Source organism: Desulforhopalus sp. IMCC35007 (assembly GCF_005116575.1).
In the GTDB taxonomy this organism is placed as follows: Bacteria; Desulfobacterota; Desulfobulbia; order Desulfobulbales; family Desulfocapsaceae; genus Desulforhopalus_A.
In genome coordinates this window covers 95,049-118,878 of the sequence record NZ_SWCN01000015.1, presented here as the reverse complement: position 1 = coordinate 118,878, position 23,830 = coordinate 95,049, and the positions used below count along the sequence as shown (strand labels likewise).

The 23,830-nt window shown below is 63.3% G+C and carries 28 protein-coding genes; all 28 read left to right on the top strand.

The window, feature by feature from the left end; translation table 11 throughout:
• Positions 1–34: 34 nt before the first annotated feature.
• Positions 35–2,431 carry a DNA adenine methylase gene (locus FCL48_RS15985; RefSeq protein ID WP_136873438.1) on the top strand — a complete coding sequence of 799 codons (2,397 nt, stop codon included), beginning with the start codon at positions 35–37 and terminating at the stop codon, positions 2,429–2,431.
• Between the two features lie 12 nt (positions 2,432–2,443).
• Positions 2,444–2,806 carry a hypothetical protein gene (locus tag FCL48_RS15980; protein ID WP_013219066.1) on the top strand — a complete coding sequence of 121 codons (363 nt, stop codon included), beginning with the start codon at positions 2,444–2,446 and terminating at the stop codon, positions 2,804–2,806.
• A gap of 18 nt (positions 2,807–2,824) precedes the next feature.
• The gene (locus FCL48_RS15975) at positions 2,825–3,688 is read left to right on the top strand and encodes an HK97-fold major capsid protein (RefSeq protein WP_027182228.1); all 864 of its coding nucleotides are present in this window, start codon (positions 2,825–2,827) and stop codon (positions 3,686–3,688) included.
• A gap of 18 nt (positions 3,689–3,706) precedes the next feature.
• The gene (locus FCL48_RS15970; protein WP_136873436.1) at positions 3,707–4,066 is read left to right on the top strand and encodes a hypothetical protein; all 360 of its coding nucleotides are present in this window, start codon (positions 3,707–3,709) and stop codon (positions 4,064–4,066) included.
• A complete protein-coding gene (locus tag FCL48_RS15965) occupies positions 4,053–4,517 on the top strand; it encodes a hypothetical protein (protein ID WP_015721246.1) in 465 nt (154 codons plus the stop codon). The genes FCL48_RS15970 and FCL48_RS15965 overlap by 14 nt, the downstream gene beginning before the upstream one ends.
• Positions 4,504–4,863 (top strand): hypothetical protein, encoded by a 360-nt coding sequence (locus FCL48_RS15960; RefSeq protein ID WP_136873434.1) that lies wholly within the window; start codon positions 4,504–4,506, stop codon positions 4,861–4,863. The genes FCL48_RS15965 and FCL48_RS15960 overlap by 14 nt, the downstream gene beginning before the upstream one ends.
• Positions 4,853–5,338 carry a hypothetical protein gene (locus FCL48_RS15955; RefSeq protein WP_136873432.1) on the top strand — a complete coding sequence of 162 codons (486 nt, stop codon included), beginning with the start codon at positions 4,853–4,855 and terminating at the stop codon, positions 5,336–5,338. The genes FCL48_RS15960 and FCL48_RS15955 overlap by 11 nt, the downstream gene beginning before the upstream one ends.
• A 59-nt stretch (positions 5,339–5,397) precedes the next feature.
• Positions 5,398–5,946: a hypothetical protein gene (locus FCL48_RS15950; protein WP_136873430.1), complete on the top strand. Its 549-nt coding sequence runs from the start codon at positions 5,398–5,400 to the stop codon at positions 5,944–5,946.
• A 12-nt stretch (positions 5,947–5,958) separates the two neighbouring features.
• Positions 5,959–6,216: a hypothetical protein gene (locus tag FCL48_RS15945; protein WP_136873428.1), complete on the top strand. Its 258-nt coding sequence runs from the start codon at positions 5,959–5,961 to the stop codon at positions 6,214–6,216.
• Between the two features lie 2 nt (positions 6,217–6,218).
• On the top strand, positions 6,219–7,748 hold the full coding sequence (locus FCL48_RS15940) for a phage tail sheath C-terminal domain-containing protein (RefSeq protein WP_136873426.1): 1,530 nt from the start codon (positions 6,219–6,221) through the stop codon (positions 7,746–7,748).
• Positions 7,749–7,763: 15 nt separating this feature from the next.
• Positions 7,764–8,225, top strand: coding sequence for a phage tail protein (locus FCL48_RS15935; protein WP_013219051.1), 462 nt, complete (start codon positions 7,764–7,766; stop codon positions 8,223–8,225).
• Positions 8,226–8,240: 15 nt separating this feature from the next.
• A complete protein-coding gene (locus FCL48_RS15930; RefSeq protein ID WP_136873424.1) occupies positions 8,241–8,918 on the top strand; it encodes a hypothetical protein in 678 nt (225 codons plus the stop codon).
• 143 nt (positions 8,919–9,061) lie between these two features.
• Positions 9,062–12,697 carry a phage tail tape measure protein gene (locus FCL48_RS15925; protein WP_136873422.1) on the top strand — a complete coding sequence of 1,212 codons (3,636 nt, stop codon included), beginning with the start codon at positions 9,062–9,064 and terminating at the stop codon, positions 12,695–12,697.
• 8 nt (positions 12,698–12,705) lie between these two features.
• Positions 12,706–13,017: a DUF4406 domain-containing protein gene (locus tag FCL48_RS15920; RefSeq protein WP_136873420.1), complete on the top strand. Its 312-nt coding sequence runs from the start codon at positions 12,706–12,708 to the stop codon at positions 13,015–13,017.
• 3 nt (positions 13,018–13,020) lie between these two features.
• Positions 13,021–13,491: a hypothetical protein gene (locus tag FCL48_RS15915; protein ID WP_011366981.1), complete on the top strand. Its 471-nt coding sequence runs from the start codon at positions 13,021–13,023 to the stop codon at positions 13,489–13,491.
• Positions 13,488–13,778, top strand: a complete 291-nt coding sequence (locus FCL48_RS15910; RefSeq protein WP_136873418.1) for a hypothetical protein — start codon at positions 13,488–13,490, stop codon at positions 13,776–13,778. The genes FCL48_RS15915 and FCL48_RS15910 overlap by 4 nt, the downstream gene beginning before the upstream one ends.
• Before the next feature lie 66 nt (positions 13,779–13,844).
• Complete coding sequence (locus tag FCL48_RS15905) at positions 13,845–15,128, top strand: phage late control D family protein (protein ID WP_136873416.1); 1,284 nt, start codon at positions 13,845–13,847, stop codon at positions 15,126–15,128.
• Complete coding sequence (locus tag FCL48_RS15900) at positions 15,121–15,495, top strand: D-Ala-D-Ala carboxypeptidase family metallohydrolase (protein WP_136873414.1); 375 nt, start codon at positions 15,121–15,123, stop codon at positions 15,493–15,495. Before FCL48_RS15905 ends, FCL48_RS15900 begins: the two co-directional genes overlap by 8 nt.
• Positions 15,492–15,911, top strand: coding sequence for a DUF1353 domain-containing protein (locus tag FCL48_RS15895; RefSeq protein ID WP_136873412.1), 420 nt, complete (start codon positions 15,492–15,494; stop codon positions 15,909–15,911). Before FCL48_RS15900 ends, FCL48_RS15895 begins: the two co-directional genes overlap by 4 nt.
• On the top strand, positions 15,904–16,953 hold the full coding sequence (locus FCL48_RS15890; protein ID WP_136873410.1) for a phage baseplate assembly protein V: 1,050 nt from the start codon (positions 15,904–15,906) through the stop codon (positions 16,951–16,953). Before FCL48_RS15895 ends, FCL48_RS15890 begins: the two co-directional genes overlap by 8 nt.
• 12 nt (positions 16,954–16,965) lie before the next feature.
• A complete protein-coding gene (locus FCL48_RS15885) occupies positions 16,966–17,340 on the top strand; it encodes a hypothetical protein (RefSeq protein ID WP_136873408.1) in 375 nt (124 codons plus the stop codon).
• A complete protein-coding gene (locus FCL48_RS15880) occupies positions 17,337–17,600 on the top strand; it encodes a PAAR domain-containing protein (protein WP_011366988.1) in 264 nt (87 codons plus the stop codon). The genes FCL48_RS15885 and FCL48_RS15880 overlap by 4 nt, the downstream gene beginning before the upstream one ends.
• A 10-nt stretch (positions 17,601–17,610) precedes the next feature.
• Entirely contained in the window at positions 17,611–17,919 is a 309-nt protein-coding gene (locus FCL48_RS15875) for a hypothetical protein (RefSeq protein ID WP_049675259.1), read from the top strand.
• Positions 17,916–18,926, top strand: coding sequence for a hypothetical protein (locus FCL48_RS25500; RefSeq protein ID WP_136873406.1), 1,011 nt, complete (start codon positions 17,916–17,918; stop codon positions 18,924–18,926). The genes FCL48_RS15875 and FCL48_RS25500 overlap by 4 nt, the downstream gene beginning before the upstream one ends.
• A 12-nt stretch (positions 18,927–18,938) precedes the next feature.
• A complete protein-coding gene (locus tag FCL48_RS15865; RefSeq protein WP_136873404.1) occupies positions 18,939–19,829 on the top strand; it encodes a hypothetical protein in 891 nt (296 codons plus the stop codon).
• Positions 19,829–20,746 carry a GPW/gp25 family protein gene (locus FCL48_RS15860; RefSeq protein ID WP_136873402.1) on the top strand — a complete coding sequence of 306 codons (918 nt, stop codon included), beginning with the start codon at positions 19,829–19,831 and terminating at the stop codon, positions 20,744–20,746. The genes FCL48_RS15865 and FCL48_RS15860 overlap by 1 nt, the downstream gene beginning before the upstream one ends.
• 99 nt (positions 20,747–20,845) lie before the next feature.
• Positions 20,846–22,255 carry a baseplate J/gp47 family protein gene (locus FCL48_RS15855; protein WP_136873400.1) on the top strand — a complete coding sequence of 470 codons (1,410 nt, stop codon included), beginning with the start codon at positions 20,846–20,848 and terminating at the stop codon, positions 22,253–22,255.
• A complete protein-coding gene (locus FCL48_RS15850) occupies positions 22,255–23,829 on the top strand; it encodes a phage tail protein (RefSeq protein WP_136873398.1) in 1,575 nt (524 codons plus the stop codon). The genes FCL48_RS15855 and FCL48_RS15850 overlap by 1 nt, the downstream gene beginning before the upstream one ends.
• Position 23,830 lies beyond the last annotated feature (1 nt).

Sequence of the window (23,830 nt, the reverse complement as noted above, 5' to 3'; positions counted from 1 at the left end):
CGCGGAGAGCACAGCAAACTGACCGGAGACGTTGATGGAACTGTTCGCCACAGACCTGGAAAGGCTGGCGTTTCTACTGGAGGCCGATGCGGCGCTGACTCTCGATCCCGACACGCTCGGGACCGAGGCCGCCGAACAGTCCGCTCCTGAAGAGCTCCCTCCCGAGAAACGCCCCAAGTACATCACCAACTACATCGGCAGTAAGCAGAAGCTCGTCGACTGGATCTGGAAGCATACCCCGGAAGGCACTGGCACGGTGCTGGACGCCTTTTCGGGGTCTGCGGTCGTGGCCTACATGTACAAGACCAAAGGCCTCCAGGTCATCGCCAACGACCGGCTCCGCTACTGCCATCACGCCGCCAAGGCGATCATCGAGAACAACTCGGTTCGCATGAGCGAGGACGAGATCGAGGCGCTCCTGGCCGACAACGCCAAGGCGGGCAGCTTCGTTCAGGACAACTTCAAGGGCATCTTCTTCGCCAAGGGCGTCCATGCGCTGATCGACACCATCCGCGCCAACTGCGACAAGCTCTCCGGCTTCAAGAAAGACATCGCCCTGTTCGGCCTCGGCAAAACCTGCATGAGCGGCAAGGGTGGCTTCGGCCACTTCTCGTCGTCCACCGATTATGGCCGCCGCCAGGACACTCCCGACGAATTCAAGGATCGCCTGCGCAAGAACCTGCAGCGCATCAACGCCCTGGTCTTCGACAACGACAAGGAGAACAAGGCATACCGGCAGGACATCAACGATCTGCTGCCGAAAGCCAAGGCGGATCTGGCCTACTTCGATCCGCCTTACGCCACTGAGTTTTCGACCACCAACTACGAGCGGGCCTACCACTTCGTGGAGGGGCTCATGACCTATTGGGAAGGGCTCGAAATCAAGGCCGACACCAAGGTCAAGTATTACGAGACCGACCACAAGACCGTCACCAAGGCCAACGCCAACGAGTTCTTCCAGACCTTTCTCGGCAACGCCAAGCACATCCCGCACTGGCTGATTTCCTACCGCGATCACGCCTATCCCAACGAGCAGGAGATGAAGCGGATCATCGGCTCCTTCGGCAAGCAGAGCCGGATGAAGTCCAAGGATCACCACTACGCCATCACCTCCAAGCACGGTGAGGCATCCAACGCCAAAGAGCGTCTGTTCGTCTGCGCTCCCGGGGCCAAGGCCAGCGCCGAGCAGGAGGAGAAACCCGTTCCGATGGCCGCCGCCGCGAACTTCCACACCAGCATCCCCGTGGACATCCGGCTGGGCGAAGGCGAACGCCTCACGACCGAGGCCATGGATGTCGGCTCGGCGGGCGACCCCCAATTCAGCTTCGTGCTCTGTCGCACCGGCACCAACAAGAACGGCGATCACTTCACCGCCGAGGAGTTGTCCGGTCGGCACATGACGGCCGTGAACAAGAAGGTCGATCTGCAGCATTCGCAGGAGTTCAACGACATCGTCGGTGGCATCGTCGCCGCCGACTACCTGGAGGACGACAACGGCGGCCGCGTGGAATGCGTCGGTGAGCTGTACGTTCACGACACCCCGGCCGCCCGGCTGGCCTACAAGCTGGTGAAGCGCGGGATCATCTCCCAGGTCTCCATGGAATGCGACTACCAGGAGGGCGAATGCTCGGTCTGCCACAAGCGCTTCCAGAACAAGGCCGACTACTGCACCCACCTGCGTAAATTCAAGGGCCGTGATTTCAACGGCCAACCCGTTTTCGAGATTCTGCACGGCGTCACTTTCACCGGACTGGGACTGCTCGACCGCAAGGGCGCGGACGAGAACGCCAGGATTCTGCAGGTGGCGTCCCTTCAGAGCCAGCCCGACCAATCCCAACCCGAAGGAGATTCCACGATGGAAGACAAAACCAAACCTACCGATGAACCGGCCGTCGAAGCGGCCAAGAAGAAACCGGCCCAGCAGGAAGGCGATCCTGCCCGCGTTACCGACCTGGAAAAGGAAAACCGGCAGCTCAAGGCCCAGGTCGCCGAGCTGCAGAAACGCGTCCAGGAACTGGAAGCCGAACAAAAGGCGGCCGCCTGCCGCTCCCGCGCCAAGAAGCTGCTCACCCGGCTGGAGAAGCAAGGGCTCTCCTTTGCGTCCGATGAGGACCGGGAAGCCGAGCTGAAACGCCTGGCCGAACTGTCCGACGAAGCCTTCGCCGCCACCGAGGCCGCTTACGAACGCCTGCCCAAATCGGCCAAAGCGGACAAGGACAAGGAAGAGAAACCAGCCGACAGCGACCAGGGCGGCAAGCCCGCCGCCAAGGCATCGACGGAAACCCCGCTACGCAGCGACGCCGGTGTCCGGCCCCACGATGTGGACGACCGCAAGGTGTCGCTCGAAGACCGTCTGCGCGACGGGTTCATGGCCGCTTACCGCAACCGTGTCGGCGAGGACTCTCCCGAACACTCGCAAATCAACGCATAAGGAGGAAACACCATGTCATTCATCAATCCGTGTCACCGCAGCCTCGCCTATGGCGACGGCCACATCCAAGGCGACGGCCAGCTCGGCCAGGTGGTCCGCGTGGTCGGCGACGACCTGTTCGCCGTCAACACCGATCCCACCAAGCGCTCCTTCGGCATCCTGATCAAGGACTACGCCGGTGGCGAAATGCCCGGCATCTACTGTGACGGCGGCGTCTACGAGACCGACGCCTTCGAAGGAACCGTCGTCGCCGGAGACGACCTGAAAGTTTCAGCGGGCGGTCGCCTGACCAACGGCGTCGCGGCCGGAGAGCACGTCGTCGCCCACGCCATTTCCGTACAGAGCGGCGTCCTCAAATTCCGCCTGCTCGTCTAACCCAAGGAGCCAACGCACATGAAAACCAATCAGTTGAAGATCCATTCCCAGGAGTACATGGAAACCATGGCGCGGCTCATGAGCGAGGCTCTCGAGTCGCCCGAAGGCATGCGGGCGCTTGCCGCCGCCATCGCCGCGCCCATCGAACAGGAGATCAAGCGTAAGGAGATCTCCTCGCTGCTGCTCACCAAGCACACGCTGCCCAAGGGCGAACGTCCGGTCTATCAGAAGAAACCGACCGTCAAGGCCCATTGGATCAGCAAGGACGGCGACGCCCAGGAGCAGGAGGTGGGCAAGGACGAGGTCGAGTTCCCCACCAACCGCATCCACTCCAACCCGATGGTGGACGTTTCCGTCCTCAAGAACGGCAACATCGGCACGCTGATGGACATCCAGACCAGCGCCGCCGACGCCATCCGCAAGGAGATGGATCGCCGCACCATCTCGGTGCTCTCCTCGGCCATCCCGGCGGCCAACACCATCGAGGTCACCGGCGATTTGCTCACCGAGGAGGCGCTGAACGAGGCCATCTCGATCATCGAGGACCTGGAGCTGTCGGTGAAGTACATCGTCATGCGCGGCCGCCGGTTCAACGACATGCGCGGCTGGAACCTCGATCCCCAGACCAAGCTCGAGCTGCGCCAGAAGGGTGTCATCAAGAACTACGGCACCGGCGGCATCCTGTTGACCGCCTCCATGCCGCTGGACGAGATCATCATCGTCCCGGATGAAGAGGTCGGAAAGATGCCGGTGCGCGAAAACCTGAAGACGGAGTCCATCGATCAGAAGACCCGCTTCAAGACCGGCTGGCTGGTGTGGTCCGAAATCGGCCAGGGCATTACCCGCCCTGACATCATGGCCAAGGTCAAATTGGTTCCGTAATCCGGGAGGTGACGTGAGATGAATCGAATCAAGAACATCCGTCCCGGCGTTCTGGTGATCCCCGACGCCGGGCTGAAACTCAAGCCCGGCCAGGTGGTCGAGGTGGAACGCCTTACCAAGCAGATCCAGGCGGCGCTCAAGAATGGCCGCCTGGCTATGGCCGACAAACCGAAGCAGGAACCGCTCGCCCCTCCAGAGCCCGACCAGGACGCGGAACCGGTGGACCTGAGCAAACTCTCCGCCACCGACGCCATCTCCAGGGTCAACGAGGAAGCCAATCCGGAAACCCTCAAAGGCTACATGGACACCGAGAAACGCCGCACGGTGATCGACGCGCTCAAGAGCCGTTTGGAGGGTCTGCAAGGTGTTGCTGAGTGACCTGATCGCCGACCTGCGGCTCGACTTGTCCGATCCGGGCGCATCTCTCTTCGAAGACCAGACTCTGGAGAGATGCGTCCGGAAGGCCGTTTTTCGGGTCGGCCGTGACCTCGACCAATCGCTGACGATCACGGCCGGAGAGATCACCCCCGATCCCACCGGCGAGGTCCGCGAGCTCCTGGTGATCATGGCGCAGATCCACGCCTGCCAGGTCATGCGTTCGGCCACCGCCAACGCCTTCTCCTTTTCCAGCGGCGACAAGCGGGTGGACAAAACCGGCCAGCCCGGCCACTGGGCCAAGCTCGAGGCCGATCTGCTCGCCGACTACCGGCAGCGGCTCACCGAGCTGCGTCCGGCCACCCAGCTCGATCAGGAAGCCTACATCCTGACTCCGAGCGGTCTTACGCCGGTCATCTACGAACAAGGGATCGATCTCGATGTTGTTGAATGACCGGGAACGCGCCGAAGCCGTGGCCGACGTCGCCCGGCTGATCCTCTCCTCGGGCCAGACTGCACGCGTCCTGCGCGTGGTTCCCGGCGAGCGGCTCTACGGCACCGACGATGCCGAATACACGGAAATCTGCGTCATCCCCCTCGAACTGAACGAAACCCCGCCGGAGGAGCTGAGCGGCAAGATCGATGCGCTCGCCTGCGTCCTTCCGGATGCCGACGTCCAGGGTGAAGACCGCCTGGCCACCGACAGGGAAACCTATCGCATACAGAGTGTGGAGGAAGAACACTTCTTCGGCACCGTCACTCACAAGAACCTGCAACTGGTGAAGCTCAATGGGCGTTAGGCGAACCGGTGACTGGGACAAGGCCCGCGCCAAGCTGACCACCGGCATGGGGCCACGCCTGGCCACGGCCCTGCGTCAGGCCACGATCCGCAACGCCCTTTTTCTGGTGCGCGAGATCCAGCGGGGGATTCGCTCCCAGGCCCCGGGCGGGCAGGCCTTCTTGAAGCTCGCCGCAAGCACCATCGAGCGCAAAGGCTCCAGCAAGGCGCTCATCGACACCGGCTTTCTCGTCAACGCCATCACCCAGAAGATCATGGCCGACAAGGCGTTCGTCGGCCTGCTGCGCGGCACCGTTAACAAGGACGGGGAAGACATGGTGAACATCGGTGCCGTCATGGAGTACGGGGCCACCATCAAACATCCGAACGGCGCGACCATCGTCATCCCCGCCAGACCCTTTCTGCATCCGGTGATGGAGAAGTACCGCGAACAGATCCTCCAGAACTATCGCGAGGCGATCCGCTCCGCGCTTTGAGCCTCCGACACATCGCCAGCGCTTCCGGTAAGTAACCAGGCAGAAAACGGAGGCGTCCTTTGAGCACGATACAGACCGTCACAGAAACACTGATCCGCCTGGCCAAGCAGGCCATCCACCCGGACACCGTGCTGGTGTTCCCGGATGACCTGTTTGAGATCCAGCGTACCCCTAGCGTCATCCTCCAGGGGCCGAAGCTGGCGGAGGACCGTTTCCGCCGCAGCCAGAGCCGCCTGTTCGAGAAGAATGTCGCGGAGCTGAGTTTCGAGGAGTGCCGGTTTCCCCGTCTCTATCACCTCGATTTCGACCTGGTGGTGACCGTGGACCGGGAGGCCGAACTGCTCGGTTTTCACGAATCGGTGTCGCGGTTCCTCCAGCTTTACCCGGAGATCGCCATCGCCGACCAGGGCAGCCTGAACCTCACCGAACTGGTTCCTCTGGGCGGCCTGGCCCGGGTGAACCTCTCCAACCTCCGGCAAAGCTCCGGACGCATCCGCATCGAATCCTGCCCGGTGTACGACGGCGACCTGCGCGACGGTCGGCTGATCCGGGACCGAACCTTCCAGTTTCACGGCGACGTGACAGAGCAACGAACCATTCAACCGTAAAGGAGAACTACCGTGATCGAGATCAGAAACCTGCAGTTCCAACCCCTGACGTTCAACCTCTCCGGCCAGGGAACCCTTCACCTTGGGCCGCGAGAACGCAAGAGCATCGCCCGCAAGGACCTCTCCGCCGAGCTCAAGACCGCCGGAAAACGCGGCCTGGTGCGCATCACCGACCTGACCGGCGGCGTGGAACCGGAGCCGGAAAAGCCCACGGCAACCGATGACACCGCAGCCGATGAGGCCAAGACCACCAGCAAGCGGAGGAAATAACCATGCCGACCTATCTATCGCCCGGTATTTACACCCGGGAAACGGACTTCAGTTTCTATGTGAAGCAGATCTCGACCTCGTCGGCCGCCATGGTCGGGGTGGCCGAGAAAGGTCCAATCAACAAGCCCGTGCTGGTGACGAGCTGGGAGCAGTTCATCAACCGTTTCGGCTCCTATATCAACGAGAGCTATCTGGCCTACGCCGCCCGGGCGTTTTTCGACAACGGCGGCTCGGTCCTCTACGTCACCCGCATCGCCCATCTCACCGACTCCACCGACCGGGACACCCTGACGGCGCTCAAATCTTCCATCGTGCTGCAGAACCGGGAGGCGACGCCCACCGACGCCCTGCGGATCGAGGCCGTGAACGAAGGCGTCTGGGGCGACCGGCTCTCCGTCTCCATTGAGGACGGCTCCCTCGATCCGGCAAACCATTTCAACCTGGTGGTCCGGCATAAAGGCGATGTGGTCGAGGTGTTCAAGGATCTGAGCATGGACGAGACGCTGCCGAACCACGTGGAGCTGGCGATCAACGACCGTTCGGATTTCATCCTGGTCCAGGATCTGGCAGCAGCGTCGGGAACGCCCGGCGACCGTCCGGCATTGGGCGTGTTCACACTCGGCGGCGGTGACAACGGACTGACCGACCTGGCCGATGCGGACTTCATCGGCGATCCCTCGCAGCATACCGGCCTCTATGGCTTTGACGAGATCGACGCCCTGAACCTGCTGATGGTTCCCGGCGTCACCACGGTGCCGGTAATCAACGCCGGAATCGCCTATGCCGAAGGGCGCAAGGATCTGCTGTTCATCGCCGACACGCCCATGCATCTGGAGCCGCTCGAGGCGGTCGATTTCCGCAAGGGACAAGGGATGTACAGCCACGCGGCCTTCAACTCCTCCTACGCGGCGCTCTATTACCCCTGGTTGGAGATCAGCGATCCGGTCAACTCGCGCAAGAAGCTGGTGCCGCCCTGCGGCGCGGTGGCGGGTTGCATCGCCCGCAGCGACCAGAAGACCAACGTCTGGAACGCGCCCGCCGGTATCGACCGGGGCCGCATCTTCAATACGCTCTCCCTGGCCTACAAGACCAGCCGTGGCGAGCGCGATGTGCTCTATCCGGAAGGGATCAACGTCATCGCCGTGTTCCCCGACACCGGCATCAACATCTGGGGCCAGAAGACGCTGCAAAGCCAGCCCTCGGCCGTGGATCGCATCAACGTCCGCCGCCTGATGATGTACATGGAGGAAGCCATCTCGGAATCCTCCCGCTTCGTGGTGTTCGAGCCGAACCATCCCCAGACCTGGCGTGCCCTCGGCCGCCTGATCAATCCCTTTCTGCAGGACATCAAGGACAAGGGCGGCCTCTACGACTTCGCCTTCCAGTGCGACGAAGAGACCAACACCCCGGCGGTCATCGACCGCAACGAAATGGTGGCCCGCGTGTTCGTCAAGCCGACCAAGACGGCGGAGTTCATCGAGCTGAACTTCATCCTGACCAGCACCGGCGCGGACTTCAAAGAAATCATCTAACGGGAGAACACGGCTATGAGAAGCGGAAATATGCCCAAAAGCCTTTATCAGAACTGGCAGTTCGCCATCGAGGTAAACGGCTTCGACGTGGCCCTGTTCCACAAGGGACAGGAGCCCAAAACCGAATTCGAGGAAGTGGCCTTCGCCCCGGCCGGTTCGATGTTCGACCAAAAGGTGGCGGGACGGGTCAAGTTCGAGGACATCACCCTCGAGAAAGGCGCACTGCAGGACGGCTCCGACGAGGCTGCCCGCGAATGGATCAAGAAACAGGTGGACGTGAACGCCGTCACCGGCGGCCTTCCCGCCGACTACATGCGCGACATCGACGTTGTCCGCTACGACCGCACCGGAAACGAGACCCGCCGCTGGACCCTGCATGGGGCCTGGGTGAAAGCGCTCGAATACGACGAGCTCGAAGGCGGCAACACCGAGAACACCATCGAGAAGCTCACCATCTGCTTCCAATACTGGACCTAAACCGGAGGATCGACCATGTACAGCTTTGAACTGCCAAGCGGCACTGAACTCGAGCTCCGGGAAATGACCGGGGCCGAAGAGGAACTGCTCACCAACCAGCGCCTGATCCGCTCCGGAGAGGCGATCAACCAGGTGCTCCGCAACTGTTTCGTCCGGCTGGGCGAGAAGACCGATCCCGATCTCGCCGAGGTGATGAACCTGCTCTCGGGTGACCGGCTGTTCGCCCTGGTCCGCCTGCGCCAGATTTCCCTGGGGGACGAGGTGGAGCTGGAGCTGAGCTGCCCGAACAGCGCCTGCCGCATGACCAACTTTGTGACCATCAATCTCGAGGATCTCAAGGTCACCCCCTACGGCGAGGAGCGGGAGTTCTCCTTCAAGCTGCCCGGCTCGAAGAAAACCGTGCGCTTCGGATATCTCGATGGCCACAAGGAAAAGCGTCTGGCCAGCCTGCGCGAGCCCAACATCACCTCGGCCATGCTCATCCGCGTCCTCGACATCGACGGCAAGGCTCCCTCCAAGAAGAGCCTGGCGGAAATGTCGATGCGCGACCGCAACGCGCTGCGGCAGGAGATGTCGCGGGTCGACGCGGGAATCGACACCTCGGTCGAGACCGAATGCGATGGCTGCGGCACCAAGATCCGCACTCGCCTGGAGGCCGAACCGGCTTTTTTGTTCCCTGGAGTTCGCTTGTAAGCGACGCATTCTTTCTCGCTTACGGCGGACTGCACTGGGGCTGGTCGGAAACCCGCTCGCTGCCGCTCAGGGTCCGGCGTCAGTTCGTCGAGGCCCTCGAGCGGCAGCTTGATTTTGAACGTGAGCAAACGGAACGGCGATAGATGAACGGCGATCTCGGACTGGGCATAGTGGTATCGATGAAGGATGCGTTCTCGCAGAACGCGCAGCGCATCCGTGGCTCCATGATGGACCTCGATTCCACCGTCGCGGATGCCAGCGAGCGGATGACCCGCAACCTGGACCGCATCCAGCAAGGCACCATGATGCTGGGGGCGGGTCTGGCCCTGATGGCCATGCCCGCCGCCCTGGTCGCCTCCACCGCCGCGACCCAGAAGGCCCTGGGAGAGCTGGCGTCCTTGGGCGTGCAGGATCTCCGTGCCATCGAGGACGCCGCCGAATCCTTCACCAACCAATGGTCCGGTGCCGACAAGGCCGCCTTCATCACCGCCACCTACGACGTGAAATCGGCCCTGTCCAACCTCAGCGACGAGGCGGTGGGCGTCTTCACCTCCATGGCCGCCATGACCGCCAAGGCGACCAAGGCCACCACCCAGGAGATGGTCGGCACCTTCACCACGGCCTACGGGATCTTCAAGCCCATCATGGCCGACATGAACGACATGGAATGGGCGACCGCCTTTTCCGGAGCCATGGCGCAGACCGTGGCCTCGTTCAAGACCAACGGCACCCAGATGGCCGACGCCATCAAGAACATCGGCGCGGTGGCGGCGGCGAGCAACATTCCCCTGAATGAGCAGCTCGCCGTGCTTGGCCAGCTTCAGACCACCATGCCCGGCTCCGAGGCGGGCACGTTGTACAAGGCGTTCATCATGAAGGCGGCCGAGGCCGGTGACGAGCTTGGCCTGTCCTTCACCGACACCAGTGGCCGTCTCAAGGGCGTGGTTCCCATCCTGCAGGAGATCAAGCGCCAGTTCCCCGATCTCTCCAACGCCGCCGCCCAGGTGAAGCTGAAGAAGGCCTTCGGCTCCGACGAGGCGGTCAAGTTCCTGCTGCAGATGTCGGCGGGCATGGAGAGCCTCGAAGGCAATATCCAGTCGGTGGGCCGGGCCATGAAGACCGGCACGGCGGTCACCGAACAGATGGCCGACGCCATGAACCAGGACATCGGAGCCCGGTTCCTGCTCCTGCGCCAGCAGGTGGCCAACCTCAGCGAAATCCTGGGACGCACTCTGCTACCGGTGGTCACGCCGGTGATCAACGGCGTCTCCCGCTTCATTCTGTTCCTGCAACGCATGGCCAAATCGATGCCGGGCGTGACCCGGGTGGTCCTTGGACTATCCATGGCCCTCGGCACCATTCTGGTCGTTGCCGGAGCCGTCACCGCAGCCGTGGGCATGGTGGGACTCATGCTTCCAGCCATCAAGGCCGGGTTCGTGGCCATCAGCGCCGCGCTCGCCGGGGTGGGTTCGGCGGTCGCGACCTACTTTCTGCCCGTCACCGCGATCATCGCGGGCGTGATCCTCTCGGTGTATCTGCTCAAACGCGCATGGGAAACCAACTTCGGCGGCATTCAGGAGATCATCACCGGGGCCTGGAACAAGGTCTCGCTGGTCTTCCGGGGGATCAGAGAGCTGGTGGGTTCGCTCAGCGGCGGCGTTGGGCAGATGTCGGCCGAACTGGCCCAAAAGCTCGAATCCGCCGGACTGCTGGGCTTCGTGGTCACCGTCTTCAAGGCCTATTACCGCGTTCGTGAGGCCATGGCCGGATTGTGGGGCGCGTTCTCCCATGCCTTTGGCCGCATCCGCGCCATCCTCGAACCGACCGTCCGCACCCTGATGAGCGCCTATGCGGCACTGGCCAGCGCGGTCTTTTCAGTGGTGGAGATCTTCGGCGTGGCGGCCAGCGCCACCGACGGGTCGTCCTGGCGCACCTTCGGCACGGTTATCGGCACCGTCGCCGGTGTGCTTCTGCAGGGGCTGGCATTCGCGCTGAAGATCGTGGCCTGGAACCTGTCGCTCATCGTCCGAGCCCTGGCGGTGGTGGTGCGCAGCGTGGTCTGGGTCGGCAAGATCATCGTCGGGTCCCTGATCGGAGCGGCCAAGTTCATCTACAAGTTCCTGCTGCCTGTGCGCATGATCGGCGAGGCCTTCGTGGCCGCCGGGAAGATCGTCTATGCGGTCTGGCAGGTGCTGACCGGCGACATCTCCCTGCTGGACGGTCTCAAGGCCATTGGCGGCGCGGTCTACGATTTTCTTGCCACCCCGTTCCGCTGGGCGCGGGATGTGGTGGTCGGGGTCTGGAATTTCATTTCCGGCATCTTCACCTCCATCGGACGCCTGGTGGCCGACGCCGCCGGACAGATCGGCCAGGCGATTCTGAATCTGCCGATCATCAGCACCCTGCGGGAGATGTTTGCCACCGTGCGTTCCTTCTTCGCCGGGGACACCACCTTCTTCGAGGCGGGCAAGAAGCTGCTCGTCACCTTGGGCGAAGGAATCTGGTCGGCGGTGACCTATCCCTTCACCATGCTCAAAAACGCTCTCGGCAAGCTGCGCAATCTACTGCCGTTCTCCGACGCCCGCGAGGGACCACTCGCCAGCCTGACCGCTTCCGGCTCCGCGTTGCTCAAGACCCTCGCCGATGGCATGAGCCTTACCCAGTCGCTGCCCGCGAAAGTGTTCGGCTTCGCCGCTCGCGGGATTCTCTCGGCCGCTGCGGGAGCCTGGCAGCAGATCAAATCGGCGGGCGGAAACCTCATGGACGCCGCCTCAGCTCCCTTCCGCATGGCCGGAAAACTCTGGGACGGTCTGACCTCCGGGGCTCAAAGCGTCGCGGCCAAGGCCGGTGCCATCTTCGGCGGTCTCAAACAATCCCTGTTTGGCGACACGCCTGAGCTGGCAATCACGCCGCCCCAGGTCAATGCCTGGGACGCGCTGGCCACGGGAGCCGTCACTGTCCGCGACCGGATCGTTGCCACGCTATCGGCCGTGCCCGGCGCTGTCGGTCGAATCTTTACCAGCGCCGGTGCCGAGGGGCAGTCCCTCTGGCAGCGGCTTTCCGGCGGCGCGAGCGCGGCCATTCAGGCGATCAAGGATAGAAGCGCCGGGATCGCCAACGGTTTGCTCTCCTCCGCTCGCGCCATGCTGGGAATCCAGACTCCGATTCCGCAGGTGGCCGAACAGAAGCAACCGTTCAAGGCCGCGCAGCCCGCCGAATCGATTGGACAACGCATCATCGAAAGCGTGCTCAGTCTGGTGCCGCGTCTGGACGAACGCCTGGTGCCCAAGGCCCTGAGCGCCATGCTGATGCTCCAGCCAGTCATGTCCACGGCCGCGCCACCCCCACAACCGATGAACGGCACCGTGCAGACCGTCGCGGCGGCCGTCGAGCCGGTAAGTAAGAGCTACATCCAGCCGTTTGCGCTGGAACCGGCACCGGAAATCGGAAGTGCTTCTCTGGCTCCGGCCGGGATTGAACGGCCCAAGACGGCCGCACCGACTCCGATAGCGAAGCCCCTGCAATCGGGACTCGCCGAGACGGTGCCTTCCGAGCGGTTGATCGCTCCGGCCCGCATCGCTCCAGCGACACCCATGCGCGGAGAGGAAGCCGGTCCGGGTCTGCGCGAACTGCTGGAATCGCTGCTCTCGCGGCTCGATGGTCTGGCCGACCGCCCGGTGGAACTGAGCGTGACCACCAACATCGATGGCCGGAAGGTGGCCGAGGCCGTCTACAAGGATCTTCGGGAGCGGAAGATCAGAAACTACGAAACCCTTTGAGAGGACCGATGAAACGCATCTTTGTCTGCAGCCCGTTCGCGGGCGACATAGCCCGAAACGTCAGGGTCGCCGAGGCGCTTTGCCGTCGGGTTATGAGAAGCGGTCACGCGCCGTTCGCGCCGCATCTGCTGTATCCGACCTTCACCGACGACAGTGTTTCCGAGCAGCGGGAGACGGGCATCGCCTGCGGCCTGGCCTACATGGAATGTTGCGACGAGGTATGGGCGTTCACCGGCAACGGCATTTCCAACGGCATGCGGCGGGAACTCGACCGGGCCGGACAACTGGGCAAGCCGATCCTCGAGATCGCCGAGGTGTAAGCAATGGCCTGGGATCAACAGCCCATCAAGGGATATCTGGTGGACGCCGACACGGGGGAGCGGCTCGAATTCCAGTACAACCCCAACTCCATCAGCGACGAGAAGTCGACCGACTACGCGACGATCAAGATCCCCGGCATGAGCCACCCGCGCTACCAATACGTCGCCGGGGAACCGCGCCGGATCGCCTTCAAGGTCGAGCTGTTCAAGGGGCCGGTCAAACAGAAGGTCGACTGGCTCCGCTCGCTGCAATATCCGGAACACGCCGGAACCATGCTCAAGAACGCACCGCACCGCGTACTGCTCATCTTCGGCGATCTCTACCCGGGCGTGACCTGCATCGTCCGGCAGGTGAAGGCGCGTTTCTTCGGCCTGTTCGACCGGGACAACCTGCTGCCGCAACGGGCCGAGGTGGACATCGTCCTCGAAGAATATGTGGACCGTTCCATCAACTGGTCGGAGGTACGTTCATGATCGGCCGTGATTCCCGCTACGCCCACAGCATTCTCTACCGGGACAGCGACGGCACCTCCGTCGGCATGCGCCAGCGCATCGACACCACCCCCAGACACGACGACCGCCTGCACACCGTGGTCGAGGGCGACCGTCCGGATCTGCTCGCGCACCGCTATCTGGGCGACGCCCGGCTCTGGTGGATCATCTGCGACTACAACGATCTCTTTTTTCCATTGGCGCTCGATCCAGGTCTGGCGCTGCGCATTCCCTCCCGCGAACACGTCCAGATGCGCCTGCTCGACTGAAGCGTCCGACACCTCGCCATGCCTTCCGGTAAGTAAGCAGGGAACTGCGAACCACCGGAGAAACGCATGGATCTGGATACCTTCAAACCGACATTTCTGATTCAGATCGAGGGGCAAGACCTCTCGAAGGACATCACCCAGGAGATCACCTCGTTCGTCTTCACCGACAACGAGGAGGAACTGGATGTCCTCGAACTGTCGGTAACCGACCGCAACCTGCAGTTCGTCGACGATCCGCTGTTCCAGGAAGGCAACGAGATCGTGGCCCGCTTCGGCTACGTGGGGAACCTCTCTCCGCGCAAGAAGGCGGTCATCAAAGACATCGATTACGACTTCCCGGAAAACGGCGATCCGACCATCCGCATCAAGGCCTACGACAAGGGCTTCAAACTCGCGGGCAAGGAGAACCAGAAGGTCTGGCAGAAACCCGCTCCCGGCATCCTCTATTCGGAAATCGCCGAACAGATTGCCGACGCCAACGGCCTCACCCCGGTGGTCACGGCCACCAAGGGGACCCATCTCCGCGTCACCCAGAGCAACATCTCGGACGCCCAGTTCCTCAAGGAGCTCGCGGAAAAGGCCCGCGACCGCGATGGCGACGGCGTGAGCGGCTATGTCTTCTACATCCAGGATGACGAACTCCATTTCCATCCCCGCGAGCTCGACCAGACGCCGCTTCTGACCCTCGAATATTTCACCGACACCAAGGGCCTGCTGCGCTCGTTCCGCCCCAGCACCCAATCCCAGGGAGCCAAGGGCGCGGGTGTCGAGACCAAGACGGTCGGCATCGATCCGCGCAAGAAGGACGTGGTCGAGCACAAGGCCAACAACGCCAGTACGCCCGAGCGGACGGCCCTGGGCAAGCAGACTTATCTGGTCGACGGCAACACCGGCGAAGGCAGCTTCAAGGAACAGGAGACGGGGCAGATCGTGCCCAGCTTCGACCGTTCCGAAGGCTTTCACGAAGAGCCGCGCCAGGAACCCGCCCAGGACAGCGCCGAAGGCAAATTCCGCGAGGCCGAGCTGCGGCAGGTCGAGGCGGACGCGGCCACCATCGGTATTCCCCAGCTACGCGCCAAGAAGAACGTCGAGATCAAGGGCGTGGGACGGAAGTTTTCCGGCATCTATTACTGCCACTCGGTGCGCCACAGCATCAGCGGCGCTGGCTATCTCTGCGAACTCAAACTCAAGAAGAACGCTCTCGGCAAGGGCGCGGGCGACAAGTCCGCCGAGTCCCAGGGCAAACCCAACGACAAGGAGGCCCCGCCCACGCCGCAAAACGAGCCGCCAGCCATGGTGACCATCGACGCGGACTCCGGCGCGGTCACACAAGGAGGCGGCAATGGGTGATCTCAGCAAGAATTTCAACCGTTCGGAATTCGCCTGCAAAGGCACGAACTGCTGCGGCCATTCGGCTGCGGTCCATCCCGACCTGGTCGACTCCCTGCAGACGCTGCGCGACCACATCGGCAAACCGCTGTCCATCACCAGCGGCTTTCGCTGCAACAGGCACAACAAGGCGGTGGGCGGCGCGGAGCAGAGTTTCCACACGCTGGGCATGGCTGCCGACGTGATTTGTCCCGCAGGCGTTTCGCCCGAGGAACTGGCAGTCATCGCCGAGGAGATTCCGCTCTTCAGCGAGGGCGGCATCGGCGTCTACGCCTCCTGGGTCCATCTCGACGTGCGACAGTCGGGCAAGGCGAGGTGGCGGTCATGAGCGCCGAAACCAAGACCCTGTTTTCGGGCACCGCGCTGGGACTGTCCGGGCCTCTTCGGGTGGAGATCCTGCCCAATGGAATGACCGCGAGGCTGACCCAGCCGTTCCGTGTCCGCACCGGCGCTGGCCGCATCATCGAAGTGCCCGCCGGGTTCGAGACCGACTTCGCCTCGGTGCCGCGCCTGTTCTGGCGCGTGGTGCCGCCTTGGGGACGATATTCCCCGGCGGCCGTCGTTCACGACTACCTCTACCACACCGGCAAGGTCTCGCGGCTTGCGGCCGACCGCCTCTTTCTCGAACTGATGGCGGCCCTGGGCGTGCCCCTGTGGAAACGCCAGCTCATGTATTGGGCGGTTCGCCTGGGCGGCTGGCTGGCCTGGGACGCCAGTCGAAAGCGGGAGGCGGAGCATGCTTGAAACCCGCGACCGTCAATCCGAAGAGCGCTACCGCAACCGCTGGTACGGCAAGTACCGGGCCTTCGTGCGCGACAACAACGACCCCGAACGCCTCGGCCGGGTCCGCCTGGAAATCCCCGCCGTGCTCGGCAGCGGGCGGGAGAACTGGTCCGAATGGGCCGCGCCCTGTTTTCCCTACGGCGGCAACGATGACACCGGCATGTTCCTGATCCCCGAGGAAGGAGCTTCGGTCTGGGCCGAGTTCGAGGGCGGCGTCGTTCAGTATCCGATCTGGATCGGGGTCTGGTTGGCCAGGAGCAATCCCGGCGAGCAGCCCGAGGAATCCAAGCGCACCTGCGCGAATGCCTTCTGCCATGACTGCGAGGACAAGGTCGAGCATCAGGCCAACCGGCATGACGATCTCGAACACAAGAAGTACCACGGCCATCCGCCGTATTACTGCCCGCGCCTGAAGGTCCTGCTCAAGACCGAAACCGGCCACACCATCCTGGCCGATGACCGCGACGGCGACGAGCTGCTGCGGATCATCGACCGCGCCGGACAGATCCTCACCATGGAAGGGAAGGTGAAGCCGGAAATGCAGAGCGGCAACGCCCTGCGGCGCGGCACGAAGGACGCCGAGAAAGGCGACCAGCTCGACATCGCCTCGCAGATCGTCGGCTCCCGCGCCCGCATCCAGCTCACCGACCTCTGTCGCCAGCAGGTGATCCTCGAAGCCTGGCAGGACAAGGAGAAGGTCCACATCCTCTCGTGCGACAAGGGCCGCTCCCGCTGGCAGAAGATCCTCATCGATACCACTAAGGGCCGGGAGAAGGTTCACATCTGGGGACTCAACGGCACTCAGGAAATTCTCGTCGATTCCACCGCCGCCGCCGAACAGATCCGGCTCACCGACAAGGCCGGTCAGGTGGTGCGCATGAACGCCACGCCCGGTCAGGAGAGCATCAGCGCCACCGACAAGTCCGGCAGCCTCGTGTTCATGGATGGGGTGGCCGGAAACATCATCATTCGCTCGACGAACACTGTCTTGATCAACACCTGAAGGAAGCATCGCATGGGAGAAAGAACAACAACGCCCTCCGGACTTTCGGCCAGCGAGGAATTGCTGGCCCGGACCTTCGATCATTGGCGGGAGGAATTCCGCAGCATCCTCGAAAGTCACCGCCGGGAAATCCAGGATCGTCTCGAGAAGATCGAGCGCGAAATCGAGAAGAGATCGGACAAGGAAAACGTCGAGGTGCTGGTCCGCTCGATCTATTCCGATCTGCACCGGCACGCCGAGGAGATCGACCGGCTGCATGCCCGGGTCGGCTCCAAGATGGGGACCGAGACCATGTGGAAGATCGTCGGCCTAGTATTGACCATCGGCAGCACCATCGGCGGACTCGTCGGCTTTCTGATCCATCTGTTGCTGAAGGTGAACCCATGAGCTCCCAGGCGCGACTCGGCGACATCAGCAGTCACGGCGGCGTCATCATCACCGGGGCGAGCCGGACGCTGGACAACGGCATGCCGGTCGCCCGCATGGGTGATCTGCACGTCTGTCCCATCCCTGGGCATGGCGTGACGCCCATTGTGACCGGCAGCTTCGACACCATCACCGAAGGATTGCCCAACGCCCGCATCGGCGACATCACCGCCTGCGGAGCCATCATCGTCACCGGCAGTCCCGACACCATCGACAACTGAGGGGGCCGCCATGAACAATCTCGAACAGCCGCAGGAACCGCAATACTGGGATGTCTTCCCGAAACTGATCCGGGTCTCGCGATCCCCATTCGTCCAGCGCATTCCGCTCTCGATCCGTGGTCTACCCGAAGCGCCGGTGTTCGAATCGTCCAATCCCGACGTGGCCAGTGTCGATGAGGACGGCAATGTCGAGTGCGGCTTCGTTCCCGGGGCGGCCATGATCCTGGTCTGGGATTCGCCCGAGCGGCTCAGCCTGCGTCACGTCCAGGTCGAGGTCTATGGCGGCGGCGTCTCCGCACCGGTGGAGGTTCCTTCATGACGGATACCGCGTCAGCCTATAACCACTGGGAGGTACAGCCTCGCTCCATTCGGCTCTCCGCTGGCGAGTTCGAGCAACGGGTTCCGCTCTCCCTGCGCGGCGACGTGGACGCCCCGGTCTTTGCCTCCAGCAACCCGGAGGTCGCGGAGATCGGGCCGGACGGTGTCGTTCGCTGCGGCTGGACCATCGGCAATGCCGTGCTCATGGTCTGGCGATCCTCGGTCCGGGACAGCCTCCGTCATGTACTGGTGGAGGTTCGCGATCCGTCCTGGTTCGCCGACCATCCGGACTTTGCCAGCGGAGCATCGGTCTTCCTCAGCGGCATGGTGGTCAACGCCCTCAACACCAGCGGTGTCGGCAACGCGCTGATCGAATTCCGCCGCTCGGAAACCGGCCCGGCGGCGTTCCAGACCTTTGCCAACGCCTATGGCAGGTTCGAGCTGTCCGTGCCCGAGGGATTCTATTACGTGGAGGTCACCGCGCCGGGATACATCGCCTGGCATGGCTGGGTGAACGCCGACCCCAACACCTCCGGCGACATCCAGATCGTTCTCTCGCCCGAACTCGACGGCCAGGTCGCCCGCATCGTGTTGCAGTGGGGGCTCAACCCCCGGGATCTTGATTCCCATCTCACCGGACCGACGCCATCGGGCGACCGCTTCCATGTGTTCTATTCCCACACCATCGAAAACGAGGCGGCGGAATTGGACGTGGACGACACCAGTTCCTACGGGCCGGAGACCATCACCATCCATCGGCTCATCCCCGGCGTCTACCGTTACGCGGTCCACGACTACACCAACCGCAACGCCAATCCGAGTACCGGCCTGGCGCAGTCCGGAGCATCGGTGAAGGTATTCCTGAGCGATGGCCGTGAGCAGACCTTTACCGTTCCCAACGCCCCGGGCACGGTCTGGACTGTCTTCGAAATCGACGGCACGACCGGGACAGTGACGCCGGTCAACGCCATGAGCTATCAATCCCAACCCGCCAACGTCGGCATGTAACGGAGGCTGTCCATGATTTCCGAAGAACCCGCCGACTTGCAGGCCACCATCGAACAGACCGATTCCGGAGAACAGCAGTATGTGCTACGGGCGCTCTGCGATCACCTGTCCGGCATCCGTGAGGAGCTTTCCGGCATCCGCACGCTGCTGGAGGCCAGTCACGCCGCCTCGGAGGCGATGCGTGGCCAGGCCCAGGCCTATCTTGAGGCCCAGCAGGCCAGGACCCAGGAGTACCTGGAACAGGTACAGATCGAGCCGGAGCCCGATTTTTATCCCTTTGTCGAACTGCCTGTGGGCACCGAACCCCGGGATCTGCCGGATGGCAACCGGCTCTTCACCTTGCCGGACGGCATGATCCTGCGGACCACGGACGACCAGCGCATCTGCGTTATCGACGGAGGAGAACAGCAGGTCATCACCCCCGGACCCGGCACGGCCACCGAGGTCGCCCCGGGACGCCTTTACACCCTGGTCGAGTCCTATCTGCGCTCGACCCAGGAGGCAGCCGGTATCAGCGGACTGCCTGCCGGAATCGAGCCGACCGCCATGGGCGCGGAACGCTTCGCGGTGGATCTACCCGAGGGCATCCGCCTCGACGTCGATCACCGGAAGCGTTTCATCACCCTGATCAACCCGGCCGGACCTATCGACATCATCGGTATCGGCCGCATCGAGGGCATCGGCGAAACCATCGCTGCCCGTCTACTCTCCGGCGGAGCCAAGGGATTCCAGTGCGGCCAGTCCGGCCACGGTGGGCTGATCGAGGCGGACGGCACCATCCATCTGGGGCTCAAGAGCGGACTGGATCTGGTGATCCGGTTCCAGGGAGAACCTATCGACGACGACGCACCGGAAAATGGCTGCTCGGGACAGTGCGGCATCGACTGCGAGGAGCGTACCTGATGAGCTACGATTTCCTCGGCAAGGGATTGCGCTACCCGTTCCGGTTTCAGTCGGTATCCGGCGGCACCCAGATCTCGACCGCCACCTCGCGGGAGCACGAGCATATCCGCGAAAGCATCCTGCAGATCCTCGGCACCCGGATCGGCGAACGTTTCATGAATCCGGAGTTTGGCTCCCGGCTGAAGGATCTGGTGTTCGAACAGAACGACGAGGTGCTCAAGGGCCTGCTGCGCCATTACGTGATCGACGCCATCAAGCGCTGGGAAAAGCGGGTGATCATCACGGAGGTGCGCTTCGACGACCGGCCGCTGAACATCGACGGAAACCTGCTGCTGGTGCATATCGCCTACCGGGTGATCCAGAGCCAGGTGGACGGCAACCTGGTCTATCCCTTCTACAGAGAAGACCCGAACAATCCCGCGCCCAGCTATCCCCAGCCGGAACCCGAGCCTGAGCCGCCGCCGGTGCGCAGCGTGCGCCTGTCGCCGGACGTGCGCTCGCTGTTCAATCTGCTCTGGTTCGACGCAGCCGAGATGAGCCCCGATCCAGATGATTCCTTCATCTGGCCAGCCGGGGAATACGAAGTCGCCTACATCGAGGGAGCCTATCAGGACCGCAACGGCAAGTGGATCGTCAGCGATCCGGGTGACAACCACGGCCATTACCTGACGTTCGAGGGAGCGCCAGAAACGGAAGCGCCCCAGGCCGAGCACGCCCTCTATCTGGCCGCGAGCGGTCTGGGCTTCGACACCCAGAGCCAGGCGGAAGACAACGCCGCTGGCACCGTTCACCGGATCACCACCCTGGAGCCGGGCCGCATCGGTCTGTTCTATTTCGAGGGCAAGAAGGAATCCCACTACCTCAACAACACCTCCGGGCAGCCCAATCCCGTCTGGCAACTGCGCGGCCCGCTCTGAGGCATCCCGCCTCCGACACATCCAGGCCCCTTCCGGTAAGTAACCGGCGTGGCGAGAGCATCAGGCGCTCTCGCATAACCGCCGAAAACCGGAGAGAACATGGGCCGCGCAAGCATCGGATACATCAACAAGGATTACGAATCGATCCGCCAGGAGCTGCTGGCGAAGATCCCGCAGCTCACCGACCGCTGGACCGATTTCAACCACTCCGATCTCGGCGTCGTCCTGCTCGATCTGTTCTGCGGCGTGGGCGACATGCTGGCCTACTACCTGGACGCCCAGGCGGCGGAGGCCTTTCTGCCCACGGCCCGCCAGCGCCAGAACGTCATCAACCTCTGCAAGCTCATCGGCTACCGGCTGGACTCGCCGGTGGCCTCCACCACCACGCTGCGCTTCCGGCTCTCCGCCCCGCTCGGCAAGGATCTGACCATTCCGGCGGGGACGGCCTGCCGCGCCTTGCTGAGTGACTGCGAAGCGGATTTCGAGACGGTCGAGGACGGCCTGATCCCACGAAGCGTGCTCTCGGTGGATATTCCGGGTCGGCAAGGCGTGCGCCGCACCGAGACCTTCACGTCGACGGGACTGCCATTCCAGCGCATCCGCCTGACCGGCGACGTCATCGCCCAGGGCACCATCACCGTTAAGGTGGGGGACGACGCCTGGAGCGAGGTCGATCACTTCCAGGACAGCCTGGCCGACAGCCGCCATTTCATGGCAGATCTCGACGCCCTCGACATCTCCACGCTGATTTTCGGCGATGGACAAAGCGGCGCTGTACCCGCTCAGGGAAGCGCCATCGCCGTCAGCTATCTGCAGACCATCGGGGACCAGGGAAATCTCGGTCCGAACCGGATCACTCAACTGCTGAGCCCGATCTACCTCGACGGAGGCCAGGTTCCCCTGACCGTAACCAATCCTGTGCCCGCCACCGGCGGCGCTTCGCGGGAAGCCCTCGAACACGCCCGCCGACAGGCACCGGCGGAGCTGCGCAGTCTCTGGAAAGCCGTCACCCTGGAGGATTACCAGGCGCTCGCCGAAGGTTACCCCGGCGTCGCCAAGGCCAAGGTGCTCGACACCAATGCCTGCCAGAACATCCGCTATTACAACGTCCAACTGGCCATCGCCCCCAATGGCGGCGGCATGCCCTCGGCGCTGCTCAAGCGAGACCTCGCAGAGTTTCTTGAACGCCGCAAGGTCATCACAGTCGAGATCAACCTGTTCGATCCGATCTATCGGCCCGTTTCCATCGACGCCGAGGTCTACATTTGGCCCGGTGAACCGCTGGAAAACGTGCGCAGCCGCATCGAAGCCGCGCTCACCGATTTCTTTTCTTTCGACCGGGTCTCCTTCGGCCAGACCATCCACTTCTCCGACCTGGTGGCCCTGATCGATGGCGTGCGCGGCGTCAGCCACATGCATCTCTACGCGCCCCAGCAGGACATCGAGCTGCGCCACGGCGAAATTCCGGTTCTCGGCAGCGTCAACCTCGATCTGCGGAGGGCCGGTTGATGTCGGATTGGTTCAAGGACAATCTGCTCGGCCTGCTGCCGCCGCTTTACGAGCACAACGACGAGGCCGGTGACCTGCGCACATTTCTGAGCCTTCCAGCCGGAACGCTGGACGAGCTCAAGCAGGCCATCGACGACTTCCCGACCATCTTCGATGTGGATCATTGCGACGAGCGCTTTCTGCCGCTGCTGGCAAGGCTCGTCGGCCTCGAAGTGGACGGCACCTGTTCGCCAGACTGCCAGCGCCGCCGCGTGCGGGAGGCGGTCGAAATCTATCGCCGCAAGGGCACCATTCCGGCCATCGAACGCGACTTTAACGCGCTCGGTTGGCAGGGGGAACTCCAGGAAACCTTCCGCTCGGCTCTGCGTCTCAATGCCCGCTCCAGACTCAGCAGCGCCAAGCTACCTGGGCTGGTGTTCAGCCTCGGCGTGTTTCGCGTGCTGTGTCTCAACCAGACCGAGGGACTGCGCGACGCCCTGGTGTTTCACCACCCGGCGGGCACGCGCTGTTTCTGGCTCCAGTTCCTCCTGGAATGGATCGAAGGCGGCGCGATGCTCGACTTCGGGCATGCCAACGCCGTGCGCCGGATCGTGCTGGCGTTTCTCGACGAGACCTTCGTCCTCGGACGTTCCTCGCTCGGTTCCTGCCGTCACCTGACCAACAAGCAGAGGGCCTGGGAGCTGCTGCAGCTCACCAGCACCACGGAGATGATCCCGGAGATCGACCGGGCCGCCGTGAAGGTCTCCCGTTTTCACGGCCGCCAGAACCGGATGCGCCTGAACCACAAGGCCCTCAACGACTGGCGGCTGCCGTACACCCGTGTCGGCGAGGACCGGGTTTCCTTCTGCACGCCCATCTACACCGGCCGCGATTTCGAAGGGGATGTGCTGGAAAGCGGTTTCGGGCTGGGCGAGAGCCATCTCAACCGCAAGCCGCTGACCCATGGCGAGACCGCGCTGCGCTACTGCTTCCGGCAGAAGGATTTCTTTTTCGACACGCAGGCGGAACCGGTCGAGCGGGCGGAGGCCAAGTACGACCTGCGCCTGCCCCTGGAATCCCGACACCGCCTCTGCTTCCAGCTCGGCCGCGCCAGGCTCAACGCTGGTCTCGACCTCACCGCCAACCAGGGCGGCACCAGCAATTTGCTGCTCGCCTCCACCGCTGGCTGCGACGCGGACGTCACCTTGGCCGTCGACCGGATCGACCGATGGCGGCGGAGAGGGCCTGTGTTCCAGCTCAACGCGAACACCCTGAACACCCGGTATCTGAGCAATGCGAATCTGACCGGCGAACGGGCCTCGCTTGAAGTCTACGTGGACACGGGCTCTCTCCAGCGCCATCGGGTCGAGACCATGAAGCTGGGCGCGAGTCCGCTCAACACCACCGGCCTGCGTCTCTCCGTGGACCGGACCCGCCCCATGCGCGTCAGCCGCATGCGCCTCAACCAGGCCGGATTCCGCTGGTCGCGGCCTTCCTACCGCTGGCTGTTCCGTCAGCAGGATCTGCACGCACCGACGCAGGCCGGGTTCGAGGCCGCCACCAATAACTATCGTGCCACCCAGTGGCCCACCTGAA